Genomic DNA, 17,022 nt, shown 5'->3' with positions numbered 1-17,022 from the left:
CCAACAAATATTATAGAACCTTTCTTTCTATAGCTGTTTATCTTACTTTTTATAACGAATATAAATAAAAAAGCCGGTCCAAAGGACCAGCTTTTCATTAAAGATCTGTTTTTCTCCAAACTCTTTTGTTCTCAATTCTGTTTGTAAGTCCCATGGAGTCGAGCCTCTCTAAAAAAGGAATCATATATTTTCTGGAAAGCCCCAGTACTTCCTTCGCATCTCCGACATCAAATTCTGTACTTGTATCTTTTTTTAGTTTATCTACTGCTTCCCTGAAATGATCTCCATGCCAATAGAATTGCCCATCAAGTGGTACGATTGTTCCCTGCTCTTCTAAAAAACGCTTCAAATCACCTTTTAGAACTTCCGGAATCCCAGCAGAATGGTAATAATCATCAAAATGCTTTACTTTTAAACCATCCTTTTTTAAATCAGCCAGTAGATTTTCACTACGTTTTTTCCAGTTTTGTGGGATGTGCGGCTGGAAATCAGCATTTTGTAAATATTGCCCTTTTCTTCTGTAAATACTACCTTCAATGCCACGGCTAATCACAAATTCAACAAGCATTTTCGGATAGGCTTTCTGCATAACCTGCAGAAGTTCTGCTTTATTTAACCCTTGCTTCATCGGGTGTTCATGGTGAAACTCATGCAAACGGTCATATATTTCTTCCTCAATGGTTTCTTTTAAAGCAAAGAGTGTAAATTCTTTGCTGTTTATACTAATGAAGTCTGCATCTGTCAGTTCTTCTTTTACTGTCACTTCATCTAGTGAAGTTCTTGTCATTATTTCAAAAAGCGACAGACTCTTACCTTCTGTTAACGCAGCCATAATTCTATCTTTAGGGCTGCCCTCCTTTTTCTTGGTTAATTCCTCTATGGTATTTAACCCAAACCGATATTTCTCGCCGTTGGGATCAATGACCCAGCCGCCTCCGATTGTCTCCTGGGGACTGGGCCTTCTCAAAATAAACCTGTCTCCCCTTTTGGTTACAATCTCTTCGTCCAATCGCAGCTGGCAGAGAATTTCCCCATCGCTATCGGTTAATTCATTACGATCAAAAAATACGATTCTGCCCATAACTTCAGCTGTCCCAATATGGCATTTAATGGGCATTCGCTGTTTTATTAAATGTTCAAGATCTTCAACCATTCTAACTGCAACATCAATGGTTTTCGTTACGCTAAAATGTTCAGAAGAAACAAGCACCTCACCACGCTCAATGTCTTCCTTAGATACCCCCGAAAGGTTAATTGCAACCCTTTGCCCTGCAAAGGCGGCATTTGCAGCCTGATGGTGCACCTGGAGCTGCCGAGCCCTTACCTCAAGTCCTTTTGGCAGTATTTTAAGAGGCTTTCCTTCTTCAATCCGTCCTTCATAAACTGTTCCCCTTACAACCGTTCCTTGCCCCTTAACAGTGAATACCTGATCTATCGGCAGACGGAAAGCCCCTTTGGCATCCCGGGTGTCCTGTTCCTTCAAAGTATGTACGATTAATTGCTTTAGTTCATCAATTCCATTAAGGGACAAACTATCTGTTAAAACAAACGGAACACGTTCAAACACTGTTCCTTTAAGTTCCTCGATTATTTCTTCTTTTACAAGGTCTATAAATTCTTCGTCAACTCGATCAATTTTCGTAATAGCGACAATCCCATTTCGGATCCCAAGAAAATCAAGAATTTCAAGGTGTTCTTTTGTTTGGGGCATTACCCCTTCATCAGCGGCTACTACTAGTACGACTAAGTCTATTCCCGCCACACCGGCGATCATCTGCCGTATAAAACGTTCATGCCCAGGTACATCCACTACAGATATTTGAATTTCTTCATCTTCATATAAAGGAGCAAACCCGAGCTCAATGGATATTTGCCGTTCTATTTCTTCTTTTAACCTATCAGTATCTACATTTGTTAAAGCTTTAGTTAAAGTTGTTTTTCCATGGTCGATATGTCCTGCCATGCCTATAGTAAAATATCTCTTCGTCAAATCTGCCACCTACTTCTATTTACATTCTTTTTAACTGTATCCTGAAAAAAAGCCTGTTTTTGCAAACTTAGTTTATTTTTTTTCGCAAACTTTGTTGCATTTTAAACAAGTATTGTAGAGAGGTTGATTTCCGCTCCAGGATACTCAGCGATCCGCGGGACCTTGAATAAGTATCCTCCAATAATCAAAGCACGAAGGAAATGCGAATGCATTTTCGCGGGATTAGCACCTTACGCTCCAATCAACCAACCTTTTTATCAATTGTGTTTATTAACAAATCTATTCAAAAACAACAATTTTTAAGAAAACAGCCTTCTGTAAAAAGGTATTATAAAGACAAGAAAGCCCCTACAGCACCACTGTATTCCCCATTCTGAACAAAAACTGGATTTAGGCCAAGCATGTTGGTGTAAAACCCTATACGGCTATTAAGCTGCATATTGTTTTTGAGAGTATTTCCAATATAAACGATGTCATTAATTCGATGCTGGGAAGCTGCCTGCATGCTTAAAAGTACAATGGTTTCTGCAATCATATTGGTTAAGCTTGCTATTTTGTCTTCATTGCTTACATCTTCACTTTTCCTGATTTTTCCAAAATTACTTGCAGTCAGGCATCCGTCTATTGGAGGTTTAGAAGGGTGGTAGATATCTTTAACCAGCAAATCTGCAGCCGCAGCTTCACCATTTCTAGCCAAAGAAACCAAATCTGAAAAGTCTGTTATACCAGTAATGAGTTTCCCAAGCCCCAAAAATGTGCCTCCGCCGATACCGCTCCCTAATATTCGAGTATATTCCCTGGCCTTACATAGATAAATGGACGTACCGGTTCCAATATTAATCAGCAAATAGTTTTCCTTTGTTATCCCTTCCTGCTTCATCAAGAAAGCAGCTCCTTCACAGTTTGCCTGAAATTCAGAAACTGTGATGGCATTCGGAAAGTAATTCTTTTTAAGAAATTCTGATTGGCCGCCTGTTAATGCAACGTATGCGCCAGCTGCAGTCACTTTCAGCCAACTCATAGAACTCTGCAAGTCATCCATTGAATAGGTTTTATAGTGAAAGCGTCCGCTTTCTTCATAAATCATCTTCAGTAATGTTCCGCCCGCATCTATCCCAATTTTAACAGTTTTCATGAGGATTGCTCCTTTCTTGCAATTTCTCTATCTTTCAATTTGAACGGCACCAGCAACATAATAAACAGCAATATTGCAGCCCCTTCAAGTGAAAATATGTAAAAAGGATAAGGACCAAAATAATCTAATAAAGTAGCATTATCTGGTTTATAGGAAAGGAACATATAGTTACCGTCTGTAAGTTTGTTTGCCAGAAAAGCACCAGCCGCACTTATATTTAAAAATAGGATAGACATGAGCAAACCTTTACCTGTGGGCCTATAGTTATGGACAAACACAAAATAAAGGCAAGTCCATATTATTAAATTATGTGTGATGAAAAATTGAAAATAACGAAAGTGAGGGAAGCCTAAAAAAAGCTCTGGAGTCAGAATAGCCATTAGAGCACCGACAATGCCAATGAAATAAACAATTTGGAAAACCACTTTAGATTTAGTTGCTAATAATATCAAACAGAGAATTAGACTAATCGAACAGAGATGGAGCGGCAAAGCGAAGGTAACATCCCAATAGCCGCCTTTGTAAAGCCATATATGGTAAAAGAGTTCCATAGTAAAAAGCAAGAAAAACATTATCTTCCTGACCTGGCCGTCCATGTTTCGAAGGCGACCTCTAAATATAAACATAATGGCAGAAACGACAGCAAATAAGAAAATCATTAAAAGATGAGAAGCTGTAAAAGCAATAAAAGGGAAAGTATTATAATCATGAGAAAATACTCCGGACATAATAACTCTCCTCCTTCAGAACGGCTATCAATTAATTTTGATGATTATTTCTATATTCCTTCTTTTAAAACAAACATCATGAAAAAATTTTTACTCCGCTGGATAAAAATCATTACTGATTAAACCAAAGCGGATCGTTATTATCAACTTCCCCATTATAATTGATAAGTATTTCTTCTCCCGCTTTTATATCTTTATAGGCAAAAAAGTCAAAAGTGTGGTTATCAAAATTAATATCATAAACAGCATTTGGTTTATAGGAATGGTTAAAAAGCATGCCATACCCTAAAAGGATAGCGCTGTGTTTGGATCCATATTCGAAGGCATAATCAGCAAGGGCGGTTTTTTCTATATGCTGATGCTCTTCATTGGGGTAAGGCAGGACTGGTGCTTCATGGATTAGTTCTCCCTTTTTAATATCACGTGTTGCAAATACTCCTCTGTTATGTTCGCCATCACTAAGCGTAGATGTTTTGATTTCAATCATTTAGTTACCTGCTCATTCTCGTCTAAGACGTGTTTTATTTTTTATGTTTGACAGTTAAGCCTAAATAAATAACTGTCAAAGATATCGGGATGTTTTCTCTTTTATTTTGCGATAAGTTTATATTCTCCAAATTCCAGCTTTTTGGTGGTTTCAAGCTGTATTAATTTAGGTGAAGCTAGTTGAATCTTTTGCGAGAACAATGGGCCGTCATATACAAAAGTATGATACTCTCCAGATTCCCCCATCGGGCAAACAGCTTCATTTTGGATATCACGCAAAAAGGCAGTATTAAGTTCTCTGCCCAGCCAGGAAGAATCCAGTACATCCTCACGAACACGAATTACTTTGGCCTTATAACCGGATTCCACAAAAGTTTCTAATGCCTCTATACTATCTTTTGCCTTCATCCAAAGAGGATAAACAGCTTTTACTCCTGATTCCGCTGCTACCTTTTCGCCCCATTCACGATGTCCATCCATGTACAAGTCACCATAGGCAATGCCTGTAAGTTCAAATTTATCTTTTAATCTTTTTAATTCACTAACGTAACGTTCGGTGTAATTTTCATAAGAACAAGCAATGAATTCAACAGGTATAGATAAAGAATTAGCCTGGAGAGTAATCAATTCAGTCTTTTCTCCATGGCCAAAAGTTCTGCCGATCTCTGCTGGAACTGTTGTTATTAGACATGTGACTTCAACACCCTGCTTTACTAAAGCCTCTAAAGCTAAACAGCTGTCTTTGCCGCCGCTCCACGATAAAGCTACTCTCTTAACCAACTTTCATCACCTTCTTTCTTTTGAAATTTAGAAATGATAGGCTAGCTATCTTTCTATTTTTAACTAATTTAAAAATTGAAACTCCGTGCTGCTGCCTGTCTGGCTCGCGGTTACTTCAAGGCGGGCGTCGATTCTTTCCTTTAATTCAGGAACATGGGAAATAATGCCAACAAGTCTGCCGCTGCTTTGAATATCGATTAAAGCCTCAATTGCCTGATCTAATGATTCAGGATCAAGTGTGCCAAATCCTTCATCAATGAACATCGTCTCAAGAGAAACTCCGCCGGCGTACTGCTGGACTACATCAGCCAAGCCAAGTGCAAGAGCTAATGCTGCTTTAAAACTTTCTCCGCCTGATAATGTTTTGACATGCCTTTCCTGGCCTGTATACTGGTCGAACACAAGCAGTTCAAGTCCGCTTTGCGCATTTCCCTTTGAGCGGTCCGTTTTCCTCAGCAATTGGTACCGGCCGCTTGTCATCCGGGTTAATCGCCCATTTGCTTCTCTGAGTATATCGTCCAGAAATGCAGCAAGTACAAATCTCTCAAAAGTAACTCTATATGTGTTCTGTCCTTTTGAAATTTCATATAAATGTCCAATCACTTTATAACGTTCTTCAAGGGCCTTCATTTTTTCATTAATTTCTGTTATTTTTTGTGACGTTTCTTCATTATGCTTCTTTTTCATATACAGATTTGTATATTGATCCTGCAGCTGTTTTAGCTGGTCATCTGTTTCTTTTAAGATTGCTTGCAGACTTACTATATCTGGCTTTTCAACACCCTCTAAAAGCTGTAAGAGTTCCGAATAACGGTCACTAACTGACCGTACTTCTTCACGATATTCCCGAACTTCTACTTCCAGCGCACGAATTTCATATTCGGATTTTTTTGCATTTCGGTATTCTCCATATGCTTCAAAGCCTTGATCCTTCATTCGCTGAACAAAGTTCTGTCTTTCAACTGTTAGCTTTTCCTCAAGCTTACCAGTTTGCCTTTCAATGGTCTCCATTTTTGCCTGTTCAGCCATATAAGCTGCCTTTGTATCCTGATATTTCTGTTGTGCAATTTCCAGTATTTTTTGCAAAGTCTCCAGTTTATCGACCGCTGCTTTCAGATTGGCCTGGTATGCTTCAATAGACCGCAGATTTTCCGGTATCGTTTCAGTCATCCTTGTCAAGTTGCCTTTCTTTTCAGCATGGAGAATCGCGGTATCATTTATATGACTTTGCAGCGAGTCTATTTCTGCAGCCAGCACTTCCTTGTGTTGATGAGATTTTTCCATTTCTAAGGTGCATGCTTCCAGCCTGGTGCTCTTTTTCTTTAAATCATCCTGAATGTTTAAGAGATCCTTTCTTTGAGCAAGAAGAGTACACTTAATAACCGGAAGCTGTTCCTCTTCCAAATCTGGCTGATGTTTTTGTATGAGTTTAAATAGTTCACATAAAGCATTTTCAATAGATTTTACGTTTGATTGAGATTCATAGAACGATGACTCTGCTTTCGCTTTATCAGCTTCGATTTCAGCAGCCTGCCGTTTTGCTGCTTTTAAATCTTTTTCATCAGGAATATCCGTTTGCGATACAGCCGGATTAGGATGATGATCTGAGCCGCAAACCGGACAGGCTTCACCATGTTGCAGCTGATTTGCCAAGATGGATGCTTGTCCATGGAGCCATTTACGCTCCAACTCCTCAACAAGCATTCTGGCATCTTCCAGCCTGGATGTTGCCTGTTCAAAGTAGCTTTTCTTTTTTTCAAATACTTCGAGAGCTAGCAAATACTCGCCCTGCTGTTCTTCATATTTATGAAGCCGTTCTATTTCTTCAGTCATTTTTTCCAGCCGCCGGTCATTCTCCATAAGCTTTAAATGACACTTTTCAATATTCTGTTTTTCCTCAGCCAATACTTGAATTTTATGTTCAGAGTTTTTAATTGCTTCATCCTTATTCTTTTTTTGAAGACGGAGGTTTTCCAGCTTTTCTTCAAGCAAACGAACTTGCTTTTCTACTTCCGCATAAGAGTGGATATCCTCTTTCATGTTTTGCAGCCGGTTAACATTCTCCCCAGCTTGCTTTCTTTCATCTTCACGTTTCTTTTCAGCTTCCCATCTTTCTTCGTTTTCCGCTAATAGGCCGGCTAAGGAAGTAATGCTTTTCTTAAGTGCAGTAAGCTCCTCATTTGAAAGGTCTAAATCCTTTTTTATTTCGTGGCAAAGCTGCTCCTGCTGGCTAAGCAAAGCTGCTTTCTGTGCAAGCGAAATAAGTTTTTCCTTCCCTGCAAATTGTTCTTTTAACCCATCCAGATCATCTTTCCTTAGTTTCAGATCTTCTTTTGCCTTCAGCTGTTTAACTATGGTTTCAGCTTCATACAGCTTTTGCTGCAGATTGTCTCTTTTTTCTTTCTGCTTCTTGCCAGCATCCGTTAATTCCTCTAACCCTTCCGACATATGCACAATTTCTGCATTTACAAGAGGCAGCAAGATTGTGTCATTTACACTGCCAGCTTCCAAATATGCCTTAAGTTCCTCATTAAAAACTGCCTGCACCTGGAGTAAAAGCTGATCACGAAGCTTTACTTGGTCTTCAACTGTTCTTTTTAGCTCAGAAGCATACTCTTTTAGCTTTTCTTCAATCCGCTTATAAATCTGGGTGTGAAATAGCCGCTGAAGGATTACTTCCTTTTCCTTGCTCTCCGAGGTAAGAAGTTTCCTGAATTCACCCTGAGGGATCATCAGGATTTGCCTGAATTGGTTGCTGTCTATAATCATGATTTCCTTTATTTTTTCATCGACATCCCTGACATTGGACGCAAGAAGCTGCCGGCTGCCATTTTCATCATAAATGTAGAGTTCTGCTTTGGCACTTACTGTTGTTGTCCCATCGCCACGTTCTTTTTTCTTTTCCTGCTGAGGCGATCTGGTAATGTAATATGCTTTATTTCTTAATGTAAATTCAAGAGAAACTTCAGTCAGTGTTTCGTTTTTGGCAAACTGACTTCTAAGTTCTGGTCCATTGCGGTCCTCACCGCTTGCTTTTCCGTAAATCGCATAGCTGATCCCATCAAATATGGTCGTTTTTCCGGAACCAGTCTTTCCAGAAATAACAAACATCGTCCGGTTTCCAAGCTCTGTAAAGTCAATGTGCTCACTGTCTGCATAAGGGCCGAACGCTTGCATCTTTAATTTTAATGGCCTCATTTCAGAGCCTCCTCCCTCAGCACTTTTTCAATCACATCAGTCATTGCCTGTTGTTTATCTTTTGTAAATTCAGAAGTAGTCATCTGCTCGTAAAACTGCTTGAAAAGCTCAAGCTCTGACTTTTTCTCTTCCTTCATAGAAATGAAGGAGTTTTTTTTCTTCATATCTGTAATTGAAATCTTCCGTTCAAGGTGAAGTACATTTGGATACACCTGCCTAAGCTTATTGATCGGATCCAGTAAAGCCCCTTCATCCAAAAGTGTGATTTTTAGATAGTCATCCAGATTCTGTTTTTCATAGAATGATGGATCCATCAGCTCATCAAGATGGCCTTCGATTTCTCTTAAATCTTTTTTAGGCTGTAAGGATCGGGTACGAAGATCAAAATCACCATTTTCTTTCATTTCAATAATAGAGATCGACTTTTCCTGTTTCGCCTCAGAAAAAGAATACTTTAAAAGTGAGCCAGAATAACGGATTTTGTCATGTTTGATGGCATCAGGACTATGCAAATGCCCGAGTGCTGTATACGAAAAAGGATCGAAGCAATTAGAATGAACACAGCCTGAACCACCGACAGAAAGAGTCCTTTCCGAGTCGCTCGTCGCCCCTCCTAGTACAAAAGCATGCCCAACTAAAACATTGGGTTCATTTGGGTTCAGAGATTCTTCTATTTTCCCGACAATCGACTTCATAGCATCGTCATGTGAATGGACTCTGTCGTCATCAAGCAAATGCCTGACCATGCCTGGTTCTGCATAAGGTACAAGGTAAAAGTTAACACCATCTATATGTATAGGCCTGAAATCATTTACCAGCTTTCCTGATAAATAGAATTGGCTCTGTCTGTACCACGAACTGCCAAAGGAAAGCCTTTCGGCGCTGTCATGGTTTCCGCCAATTGCTACTACTGGCGTTTTAAGTTCTACATTTATTTTAAAAAGAATTTCATTTAATAATTCAACAGCATCAGTTGGAGGTACAGACCGGTCATATAAATCTCCAGCGATAACAACAGCATCCGGCTTTTCTTGTTCAACCACTTCAACAAATTGATTTAAAAAATGGCGCTGGTCTTCCGTCATGTATACTCCATGAACCAGTTTACCTAAATGCCAATCCGCAGTATGGATAAATTTCATATCAATCACCCTCTATTCCTACCATGATTAAATATATACAATGTTACCATTATAGCAAAACAAAAATTGAAGTACTTCTGCAAAATAAGGAAACTAAACTAGCAGAACATTCGTTCTTATTATATCAGGAAAAATTTCCAATAGATAGATTTTCAGGAAAAATAATAAGAGCCTATAACCTAGGCTCTTATATCTTTCATTATATATGATTCTTCTGGAACAACCTTTAACCCCGCGGAGCAGATTCCTCCAATGTGCTATTCTTTACCTCTTCATGCACTTTTAGTTTGGGGAAATTAATAAGAATGGCGATTACACCAGTGATTCCAATTAATAGTGGATAAATTGAGTATGGCATAATGCTCACCGGCGAAATTGCAGCGAGACCGGAAGCTGCCAGCATCTGTCCGCCATATGGAATAAATCCTTGTACGAAACAAGCGAAAATATCTAGTATACTTGCAGATTTACGCGGATCTATATCATATTGATCCGCTATATTTTTAGCCAGGGGGCCTGCAATGATAATGGAAATGGTATTATTTGCAGTAGATAGATTGGTAAGTGAAACAAGCGATGCAATACCAAATTCAGCACCCCTTCGAGAGTTTATTTTGCTTGTAACTATGTGCAGCAAATAATCAATTCCCCCGTTATAGCGAATAATCTCAACAACTCCGCCAATTAGGATAGCTATGATTGCAAGAGTTTGCATTCCTGCCATCCCTTCTGCAATCATTTGCAAGAAGGAAACCAGCGTGTAGCTTCCGTCAGCAATCCCAATCAGCCCTGCGAGCAAGACCCCGCCGCTTAGAACAAGAATAACATTCATTCCTAACAAAGCAGCAGAAAGTACCCCCAAATATGGAACCACTTTAAGCAAGCTATAATCCTGGCTTGTTACCGCACTTTCCTGACCAGCTGTTAAGAACCCTAGAATTATAGCAGTTGCCAGAGCTGCAGGCAGCACAATTAAAAAATTTACACGAAACTTATCCTTCATTTTTGTCCCTTGGGTCCGGACTGCTGCAATAGTAGTATCAGAAATCACAGAAAGATTATCACCAAACATGGCACCGCCAATAACAGCAGCCATTGCCAAAGCTACGGATATATCGGTTTCAGCAGCCAGTGCAACACCTATTGGAGCAAGCGCAACAACTGTACCTGTTGAAGTGCCCATTGATAGAGAAATAAAGCAGGCGATAATAAAGATCCCAACCATAAGCATATTTTGCGGCACATAGGATAATGCCAAGTTGACTGTCGAATCAACTGCCCCCATTCCTTTAGCCGTTCCCGAAAATGCACCTGCCAGTAAAAAAATTATAGCCATCAAAACAATATTGGGATTTCCAGCCCCTTTCGTGAATATATCAACCTTTTCCATAAATGGAGTCTTCCTGTTCATGGATAGGGCAATTCCTGCTGTTATTACCACAGCCACAATAATTGGAACTTTTTTAAAATCACCTGTTGCAAGGCCGCTCCCAATAAAAATCAGAAGGAATGCCAAAAGCGGGAGTAAAGCCCATGGGTTACCATTTTTGTTTGTTTTCATACTAATCCTCTCTCCTTAATTGGTTTTAATGACATAATAAAAAGACCTCTTCAAACAAGAAGAGATCTCTGCTATATTACAGTCCCCTCTTATCTGCCAAGCATAATGCTTGCTGGATTTGGCACAGCACTCACATGAGCCCGCTGCCGAGACATCTTAGGGCCAGTCCCTCCGTCTCTCTTGATAAGTTAAAAGTTATGAAGTTATTATTACTAACTCATGTCTGAAAATTATACAGGAAATTGATTAAAGTTCAAGCTTTTTTATATGCAATTTTAAATTTTTCTATTGATTTCCCATCAAGGTAACCACTTTCCCCGGCCGGTCCTGAGCCTCCTCGGCGCAGTGAGCCTGTGGGCTCATCCTTTGATCAGCACTCCAGCAAGCTTTTGAATAAGCAGCCTTGAATAAATATCGCACGAAGGAAATCGAATACATTTTCGGGCATCTAGAGCCTTCCGCCCCAATCAACAGGGTGCTAAAATCAACTTTTGGCTTTAACACAGCGTTTTTATAAGAAATCCTTGCCTGCTCTAAACTACACAAAAAATTAATAATTTTTTCCTTAAAATGAAATACTAAGGAAAAAAGGAGTGAAAAGATGTTCGATCGAAAGGTAATTCGTTTTTTGGTTGGAAGCACAATCTTATCCAGTATATTCAGTATCGGGATTGTGATCATGACCATTCTTCATCACTTACGAATACAGGAATTAATACTAGATACGAGGAGAAGCCTGCAAAACACCAACTCAGATTAAAGAAAAAGCCGCGAATAGTTAGCGGCTTCTTTAATTCCCACAATTTTTTATTGTGTATAAGATTCCAAATTAGTGCAGGTCCTGGGAGTGCGGCTGGGGATGTCCTTCTTTAAGTTCCTGGAAAATATCATTTGACTGCTGCGGGACAGGCTGCACAGGAGACTGTAAAATCATCCAGCCCATTAATCTTTTAAACTCGCCTGCTGTTAAAGGCTTTGCATCATCCATTAATTCGTATCCAAGCTGGCCATTAGGTTCAAGTGTTGCCATTTTCACATCTGAAATTTTTGTAATTCCGTTCGTCCTCAGTCTCATTTCCAATTGATCAGCAGTAAATCGGAGTTTTCTCATATTTGCGGGCTGAAGCTTCCCATTTTCAATTACGATTTTGGATTTGCCGGTTATAAACTTTTCTATAAAGTTAAACTTTACCTGCAAATACTCCATTAAAATTAATGATCCAATAAAAATGGCTGCAGCCACAATAGTTTTCCACACACTTGTCTCAATAATTGGCTGAATAATGATGGAACCAATTGAAATCATAACAACTGTTTGGGCAAGTGTCATTTGCGAAATAGATTTCCTGCCTGCTATGCGCAGCAACAAGACTCCTGCAAAAACTAATAGTAATGATTGCCAGGCAAAATTCATCCTGTAAATCCACCTTCCTTTTTCTTTTAGGATGTGGTAAAAACCGGACTAATATGCAATCTTTGCAAAAATAAAACAGCCTGGCCAATGGCCAGGCTGTTTTTCTATGGGTCTGTCAATTATAGTTTAGTTACGTTAGCTGCTTGAGGTCCACGAGCACCTTCAACAACTTCGAAAGAAACTTCTTGGCCTTCTTCTAAAGATTTGAAACCTTCAGATTGGATAGCAGAGTAATGTACGAATACGTCGTTTCCGTCTTCACCTTCGATGAATCCGAAACCTTTTTCAGCATTGAACCATTTTACTTTACCGTTTTTCATGAAAAAATCCTCCTATTGGCTTCAAAAAAGCCATGTGTAAATTCACCATATACACGCTTATAACTTTACGTTCATTACTCATCCAGACCATTGCCTAACGGTTGAAGAAGCAGCTAGCAAAATATAACACGATGCATAACGGCTGATTTAAATTTAGCACTATTAGATAGGAATGTCAACTAATTGCCATCCGAATGAAAGCACTATCAATAGGTCTGCAGCATGTTTAGCAAACAGGATTTGATCTGTTGAAGGTAAGTAATTTACCGCAGTAGATTCTTATTCAAACATGAGGAGAAGATTTGAATTTTTTTCCTTATTCAAATAAAGACTCTCAAATCTTCAATTTAAAATAGATGCTGAAAATCGGACAAGCAAACAAACGCCTTGGTAGAGACATTCATATAATACAGTGATATCACTTAGGAGGTGATTAACATGAACCTTTTTGATTTTTTGAGCCAAAATTATTATATGCTGGTCCCAGCATTATGGGTGATCGGGTATGCGCTGAAGCAAACACCCTCCGTTCCTGATTGGTCTATACTTTGGATCCTTGTCATTATCTCAGTCACTATTGGCAGTTTCGCATTTGGATTTTCAATAAACGGAGTCATTAATGGAATCATTGCGGCAGGAGTGGCAGTTCTCGGCCATCAAATGATGAAACAAACAATAGAAGGAGCTTCTGTGAGAAGAAAGAAATAATGTTTTTGATGTCCTCGTTTTGAGGACTTTTTTAGGCTGGGCATCTTGCATTTTATATTCATTTGACCCAGGAATGGAATCCTTTTATAAATATTATACCTGTCTTATAGCTATTTCCTATGTAATTGCATATAAAAAGAAGTTCAATCCTTTGAGGCTGAACTTCTTTTGGGAATATCTATATCTATTTTAAACATGATAAGACATTTTCAATATTTTCTTCAGTCATTTCCTGTGCTTTTGAGAAGCTATATACATGATTGGAAGACCAGTAATCGTAAAGCCGGGCAAGATCATTTCGATCATATACTTTATTTTCAAAAGTGCTGAAAAAATAAACAAGAAGGACATTAACGACATTAGGAGGCAGCTGCCTTCTATTTGCCAGAGTCCCCAATGCGATTTTTTCCAGCCCTCTAATATTGCCTCCTGTTAAATGCTCTACCATTTCAAGTGGGGATGCAGTTTCACAAAATTGCACAAAATTAGGGTCTTTTAATAGATTTATCATAGGTCTCTCCCCTTTACTATCTTCTATTTATACACTTACGGCAGAGAACTATAAACCCTTTTAGGTATCTTGTATCGAAAATGATACAAATAGGGGTTATTTGTTATATAAATGTTACTTGATTTTCTATTAAATCACCTGGGATTAAAGCCGGAGAAACCCTCCCTCGGAATGAATAACCTGTCCTGTTATCCACTTGGCATCCTCACTTGCAAGAAATGCTGCCAGATTAGCAACATCTTCAGGCTGGCCAATTCGTCCCATTGGAAACTTAGGCAAAAGGTGGTTTCTTATCTCTTCATTCATCCAGGTCGAATCAGTAGGACCCGGATTAATTGCATTAACCGTAATCCCCAAATGAGCAACTTCAACAGATAAAGAACGGGTAAATGCCGAAATAGCTGCTTTGGTAGAAGCATAGGCCAATTCACCAGGCATTGGACCTAGCTCCTGGCCGGAAGTCATGTTAATGATCCTTCCATAGGTTAAATTCCAGGAGGGGAACCTTCGAGCAAACTCTGCACACAGAAGAAATGTAGTTCTCATATTAACAGCATAATGCGCGTCCAGTGTTTCCCAATCCAACTCCATATAGCCGTCACGAGTTGAATGAGCAGCATTATTCACAATAATCGAGGGCTCGCCCAAATACAAGACCACCGAGTCAAGAACTTTCTCTGCGGCTCGGACATCTGATAAATCAAATTCCAGCCCTTTGCAGCTAACACCTCTACCCATAATATCCTTGCAAAATTCAGCTTCCCAGCCGGGAGCCGACTCCCAGTAAGTAAAAAAAATATTAAAATTATTCAAAGCAAGCTTGCGGCATATGGCCGCACCAATTCCTCTATAGCAGCTGACTCCAGTCACTACTGCATGCTTTTTATTTTGACTTGTCATTAAGTGTTCCCTCCATTTAGGGCAAGCTGTGATATTTAAGTCTCGGAGATGAAATTTGAACACAAAAAAGCAGATACACAACAAGGTATCTGCTAAGTGACAGGTTTTTGGACTCCATATCACCCATTCCTTGTATCATCATTTATTTAAAAATAGACAGACCTTTCCCCATTGTATTTAAAGAAAAAGCTATCTATTCAAATTCATTATGATAACAAGTTCAGCCACATATGGAATCTCAATTCCCCTTCCGCTCATCTCCTATTATGAGGATATCTATAACAATTATTAAAAGCAACTGATTTTTTTCAACAAGAGTTCATTTGGATGGGTTCCTCATAATTATTTTGTTTCACGATGCAAGGTATGTTTTTTTATCCGCGGACTGTATTTCATTAATTCAATCCTGTCCGGATTGTTCCTCTTATTTTTTGTTGTTATATAATTACGGTCACCCGTTTCTGTGCATGCTAATGTAATTTTTACTCTCATATTATTTCCTCCTTTTTTATAAATGGAAAGCTGGAAGCGGGTCAGTAAGCTTACTCCAATCTGTCTTCATCTCTTGTTCTGTTAGTAAGCATTTGTCAAGGCTTGACTCAATTTCTTCTTTATTCATGTCTATTTCAATTAAAACAAGTTCTATCATTCGGTCTCCAAAATCCTCATCCCATTTTTCAAGCAATTCCGGTTCCTCTTCAAGAATTTCAAGCCTTTCTTCTTCCGGATAGGCTGCAACCCACTCACCCGCTCCCTGCAATGTTATAGATGGGCCAGCTTGTGACAGCAATCCTGCCATATTATTCCGGGATGCCAGCCATATGAAACCTTTTGCCCTCACAATATCTACAGGCCAATCCTCCAGCCAATGCATAAATCTTTCCGGATGAAACGGTCTCTTTCTTCTATAAACAAAAGAGGAGATGCCGAATTCCTCTGTCTCAGGAATATGCTCTTCATTCAATTCCTTTATCCAACCTGCTCCGTGGCTCGCTTTCTCAAAATCGAACGAGCCAGTATCAAGGATTTCTTTCATATCTACTTCTGAATGCATGGCTTCAATAATTCTTGCATCAGGATTTAGCTTCAGTAAAACTCCTTTGAGTTCAGCCAAACTTTCTTTATCTACTAAATCTATTTTGTTTAAAACCACTACGTTGGCAAACTCGATTTGGTCGATTAATAGATCAACTACTTCTCGCGTATCATTTTCATCCGTTCCCTGTTTTCGGTCCAGGAGGCTTTCACCGGAAGCAAAATCATGCCAAAATCGATTTGCATCAACAACTGTAACCATTGTGTCCAGCCTGCATCTGTCAGAGAGATTTATTCCAAGTTCTTCATCAATATAAGTGAAGGTTTGGGCAACCGGAATAGGTTCTGAGATCCCTGAAGCTTCAATTAAGATATAATCAATCACCCCGTCCTTTACCAATCTTTCAACTTCAATCAGTAAGTCTTCTCTCAGGGTACAGCAGATACAGCCGTTCTGAAGCTCGACCAGCTTTTCATCTGTTCTTGTAAAGCCGCTCTTTTTTACCATGGAAGCGTCAATATTGACTTCACTCATATCGTTTACAATGACTGCAATTTTTTTATCGCCGCGATTATGTAATACATGGTTCAACAATGTTGTCTTTCCTGAGCCTAAATAACCGCTCAGAACAGTAACAGGGATTTTATTCACTTTCCTTCCTCTCCTCCTTTGAAAATAGTACTCATTACGATTTAAACTCTATAAGCATTAAATAATTCTTTGTGATGCCTGCCTTGCTCCCACGATATTCCTTGCAATCGGCCCCCATTTCCATCTCTGCCAGCGGCCCGGAAACATAAAGATGGGGACACCATTGAAGGATTTTATTAACGATTAGATTTCTTTAGCATGCAGTTGGCACTTGTACATCCATGGTTCCCTCCGCCAATTACCACCTATTTATACAGAAGGACTCACTTATTTAACAAATCGTAATTGTTACGGTTTACAGTTTAAATCTTAATAGAAATTTAAGCTGATTGCAAGCAGCAATTTAAAAATATTTTCCCCTCCATTTCTCCTAACCTCTCAAAATGTTCATATTCCCATTTACAATTTCATAGAATTAATATAAAGTTTAAAACGAAATCATTACGATTTTACATTTAGGAG

At 39.1% G+C, this 17,022-nt stretch carries 16 protein-coding genes and 1 riboswitch; of the genes, 2 read left to right on the top strand and 14 right to left on the bottom strand.

The annotated features are described in order from the left end of the window. Positions 1–97: 97 nt before the first annotated feature. The 8 genes from selB to J7I93_RS16975 form a co-directional block, all read right to left on the bottom strand. The gene (gene selB, locus J7I93_RS17010; RefSeq protein ID WP_251025882.1) at positions 98–1,963 is read right to left on the bottom strand and encodes a selenocysteine-specific translation elongation factor; all 1,866 of its coding nucleotides are present in this window, start codon (positions 1,961–1,963) and stop codon (positions 98–100) included. 355 nt (positions 1,964–2,318) lie between these two features. After that, positions 2,319–3,125 (bottom strand): type II pantothenate kinase, encoded by an 807-nt coding sequence (gene coaW, locus J7I93_RS17005; protein ID WP_214727106.1) that lies wholly within the window; start codon positions 3,123–3,125, stop codon positions 2,319–2,321. After that, on the bottom strand, positions 3,122–3,853 hold the full coding sequence (locus J7I93_RS17000; protein WP_214727105.1) for a YwaF family protein: 732 nt from the start codon (positions 3,851–3,853) through the stop codon (positions 3,122–3,124). The genes coaW and J7I93_RS17000 overlap by 4 nt, the downstream gene beginning before the upstream one ends. A gap of 112 nt (positions 3,854–3,965) precedes the next feature. Next, positions 3,966–4,340, bottom strand: a complete 375-nt coding sequence (locus J7I93_RS16995) for an SET domain-containing protein (RefSeq protein ID WP_214727103.1) — start codon at positions 4,338–4,340, stop codon at positions 3,966–3,968. A gap of 101 nt (positions 4,341–4,441) precedes the next feature. After that, positions 4,442–5,119 (bottom strand): Dph6-related ATP pyrophosphatase, encoded by a 678-nt coding sequence (locus tag J7I93_RS16990; RefSeq protein ID WP_214727101.1) that lies wholly within the window; start codon positions 5,117–5,119, stop codon positions 4,442–4,444. Positions 5,120–5,182: 63 nt separating this feature from the next. Then, positions 5,183–8,317 carry an AAA family ATPase gene (locus J7I93_RS16985; protein WP_214727099.1) on the bottom strand — a complete coding sequence of 1,045 codons (3,135 nt, stop codon included), beginning with the start codon at positions 8,315–8,317 and terminating at the stop codon, positions 5,183–5,185. Further along, positions 8,314–9,459 carry an exonuclease SbcCD subunit D gene (locus tag J7I93_RS16980; protein ID WP_214727097.1) on the bottom strand — a complete coding sequence of 382 codons (1,146 nt, stop codon included), beginning with the start codon at positions 9,457–9,459 and terminating at the stop codon, positions 8,314–8,316. The genes J7I93_RS16985 and J7I93_RS16980 overlap by 4 nt, the downstream gene beginning before the upstream one ends. A gap of 226 nt (positions 9,460–9,685) precedes the next feature. After that, the gene (locus J7I93_RS16975; RefSeq protein WP_214727095.1) at positions 9,686–11,020 is read right to left on the bottom strand and encodes a Na+/H+ antiporter NhaC family protein; all 1,335 of its coding nucleotides are present in this window, start codon (positions 11,018–11,020) and stop codon (positions 9,686–9,688) included. 86 nt (positions 11,021–11,106) lie between these two features. Continuing rightward, a riboswitch (SAM riboswitch) is annotated at positions 11,107–11,210 on the bottom strand. Between the two features lie 411 nt (positions 11,211–11,621). Between J7I93_RS16975 and J7I93_RS16970 the strand changes: the two genes are divergently transcribed. Continuing rightward, positions 11,622–11,780, top strand: coding sequence for a hypothetical protein (locus tag J7I93_RS16970; protein ID WP_214727093.1), 159 nt, complete (start codon positions 11,622–11,624; stop codon positions 11,778–11,780). Between the two features lie 69 nt (positions 11,781–11,849). Here the strand turns inward: J7I93_RS16970 and J7I93_RS16965 are convergent, their stop codons facing one another. Continuing rightward, complete coding sequence (locus tag J7I93_RS16965; RefSeq protein WP_214727092.1) at positions 11,850–12,434, bottom strand: DUF421 domain-containing protein; 585 nt, start codon at positions 12,432–12,434, stop codon at positions 11,850–11,852. Between the two features lie 119 nt (positions 12,435–12,553). After that, on the bottom strand, positions 12,554–12,754 hold the full coding sequence (locus J7I93_RS16960) for a cold-shock protein (RefSeq protein ID WP_009334826.1): 201 nt from the start codon (positions 12,752–12,754) through the stop codon (positions 12,554–12,556). A gap of 438 nt (positions 12,755–13,192) precedes the next feature. Between J7I93_RS16960 and J7I93_RS16955 the strand changes: the two genes are divergently transcribed. Next, positions 13,193–13,462 carry a phage holin family protein gene (locus J7I93_RS16955; protein ID WP_214727091.1) on the top strand — a complete coding sequence of 90 codons (270 nt, stop codon included), beginning with the start codon at positions 13,193–13,195 and terminating at the stop codon, positions 13,460–13,462. 184 nt (positions 13,463–13,646) lie between these two features. On the opposite strand, the gene J7I93_RS16950 is transcribed toward J7I93_RS16955, so the two are convergent. The 4 genes from J7I93_RS16950 to J7I93_RS16935 form a co-directional block, all read right to left on the bottom strand. After that, on the bottom strand, positions 13,647–13,973 hold the full coding sequence (locus J7I93_RS16950; protein ID WP_214727090.1) for a hypothetical protein: 327 nt from the start codon (positions 13,971–13,973) through the stop codon (positions 13,647–13,649). A 144-nt stretch (positions 13,974–14,117) separates the two neighbouring features. Further along, positions 14,118–14,873 (bottom strand): SDR family oxidoreductase, encoded by a 756-nt coding sequence (locus tag J7I93_RS16945; RefSeq protein ID WP_214727089.1) that lies wholly within the window; start codon positions 14,871–14,873, stop codon positions 14,118–14,120. Between the two features lie 342 nt (positions 14,874–15,215). Further along, entirely contained in the window at positions 15,216–15,365 is a 150-nt protein-coding gene (rpmG, locus tag J7I93_RS16940; protein WP_214727088.1) for a 50S ribosomal protein L33, read from the bottom strand. Between the two features lie 16 nt (positions 15,366–15,381). Further along, a complete protein-coding gene (locus J7I93_RS16935; protein ID WP_214727087.1) occupies positions 15,382–16,560 on the bottom strand; it encodes a GTP-binding protein in 1,179 nt (392 codons plus the stop codon). Positions 16,561–17,022: the final 462 nt, after the last annotated feature.

Origin of the sequence: Bacillus sp. ISL-47 (assembly GCF_018613175.1) — a bacterium.
In the GTDB taxonomy this organism is placed as follows: Bacteria; Bacillota; Bacilli; order Bacillales; family Cytobacillaceae; genus Cytobacillus.
This window is presented reverse-complemented; position numbering and strand designations above follow the sequence as displayed.

Excerpts from the sequence above, each read along its gene's own strand:
- selB (WP_251025882.1), bottom strand. The coding sequence starts at position 1,963 with ATGGCAGGACATATCGACCATGGAAAAACAACTTTAACTAAAGCTTTA.
- coaW (WP_214727106.1), bottom strand. The coding sequence starts at position 3,125 with ATGAAAACTGTTAAAATTGGGATAGATGCGGGCGGAACATTACTGAAG.
- J7I93_RS17000 (WP_214727105.1), bottom strand. The coding sequence starts at position 3,853 with ATGTCCGGAGTATTTTCTCATGATTATAATACTTTCCCTTTTATTGCT.
- J7I93_RS16995 (WP_214727103.1), bottom strand. The coding sequence starts at position 4,340 with ATGATTGAAATCAAAACATCTACGCTTAGTGATGGCGAACATAACAGA.
- J7I93_RS16985 (WP_214727099.1), bottom strand. The coding sequence starts at position 8,317 with ATGAGGCCATTAAAATTAAAGATGCAAGCGTTCGGCCCTTATGCAGAC.
- J7I93_RS16980 (WP_214727097.1), bottom strand. The coding sequence starts at position 9,459 with ATGAAATTTATCCATACTGCGGATTGGCATTTAGGTAAACTGGTTCAT.
- J7I93_RS16975 (WP_214727095.1), bottom strand. The coding sequence starts at position 11,020 with ATGAAAACAAACAAAAATGGTAACCCATGGGCTTTACTCCCGCTTTTG.
- J7I93_RS16970 (WP_214727093.1), top strand. The coding sequence starts at position 11,622 with ATGTTCGATCGAAAGGTAATTCGTTTTTTGGTTGGAAGCACAATCTTA.
- J7I93_RS16965 (WP_214727092.1), bottom strand. The coding sequence starts at position 12,434 with ATGAATTTTGCCTGGCAATCATTACTATTAGTTTTTGCAGGAGTCTTG.
- J7I93_RS16960 (WP_009334826.1), bottom strand. The coding sequence starts at position 12,754 with ATGAAAAACGGTAAAGTAAAATGGTTCAATGCTGAAAAAGGTTTCGGA.
- J7I93_RS16955 (WP_214727091.1), top strand. The coding sequence starts at position 13,193 with ATGAACCTTTTTGATTTTTTGAGCCAAAATTATTATATGCTGGTCCCA.
- J7I93_RS16950 (WP_214727090.1), bottom strand. The coding sequence starts at position 13,973 with ATGATAAATCTATTAAAAGACCCTAATTTTGTGCAATTTTGTGAAACT.
- J7I93_RS16945 (WP_214727089.1), bottom strand. The coding sequence starts at position 14,873 with ATGACAAGTCAAAATAAAAAGCATGCAGTAGTGACTGGAGTCAGCTGC.
- rpmG (WP_214727088.1), bottom strand. The coding sequence starts at position 15,365 with ATGAGAGTAAAAATTACATTAGCATGCACAGAAACGGGTGACCGTAAT.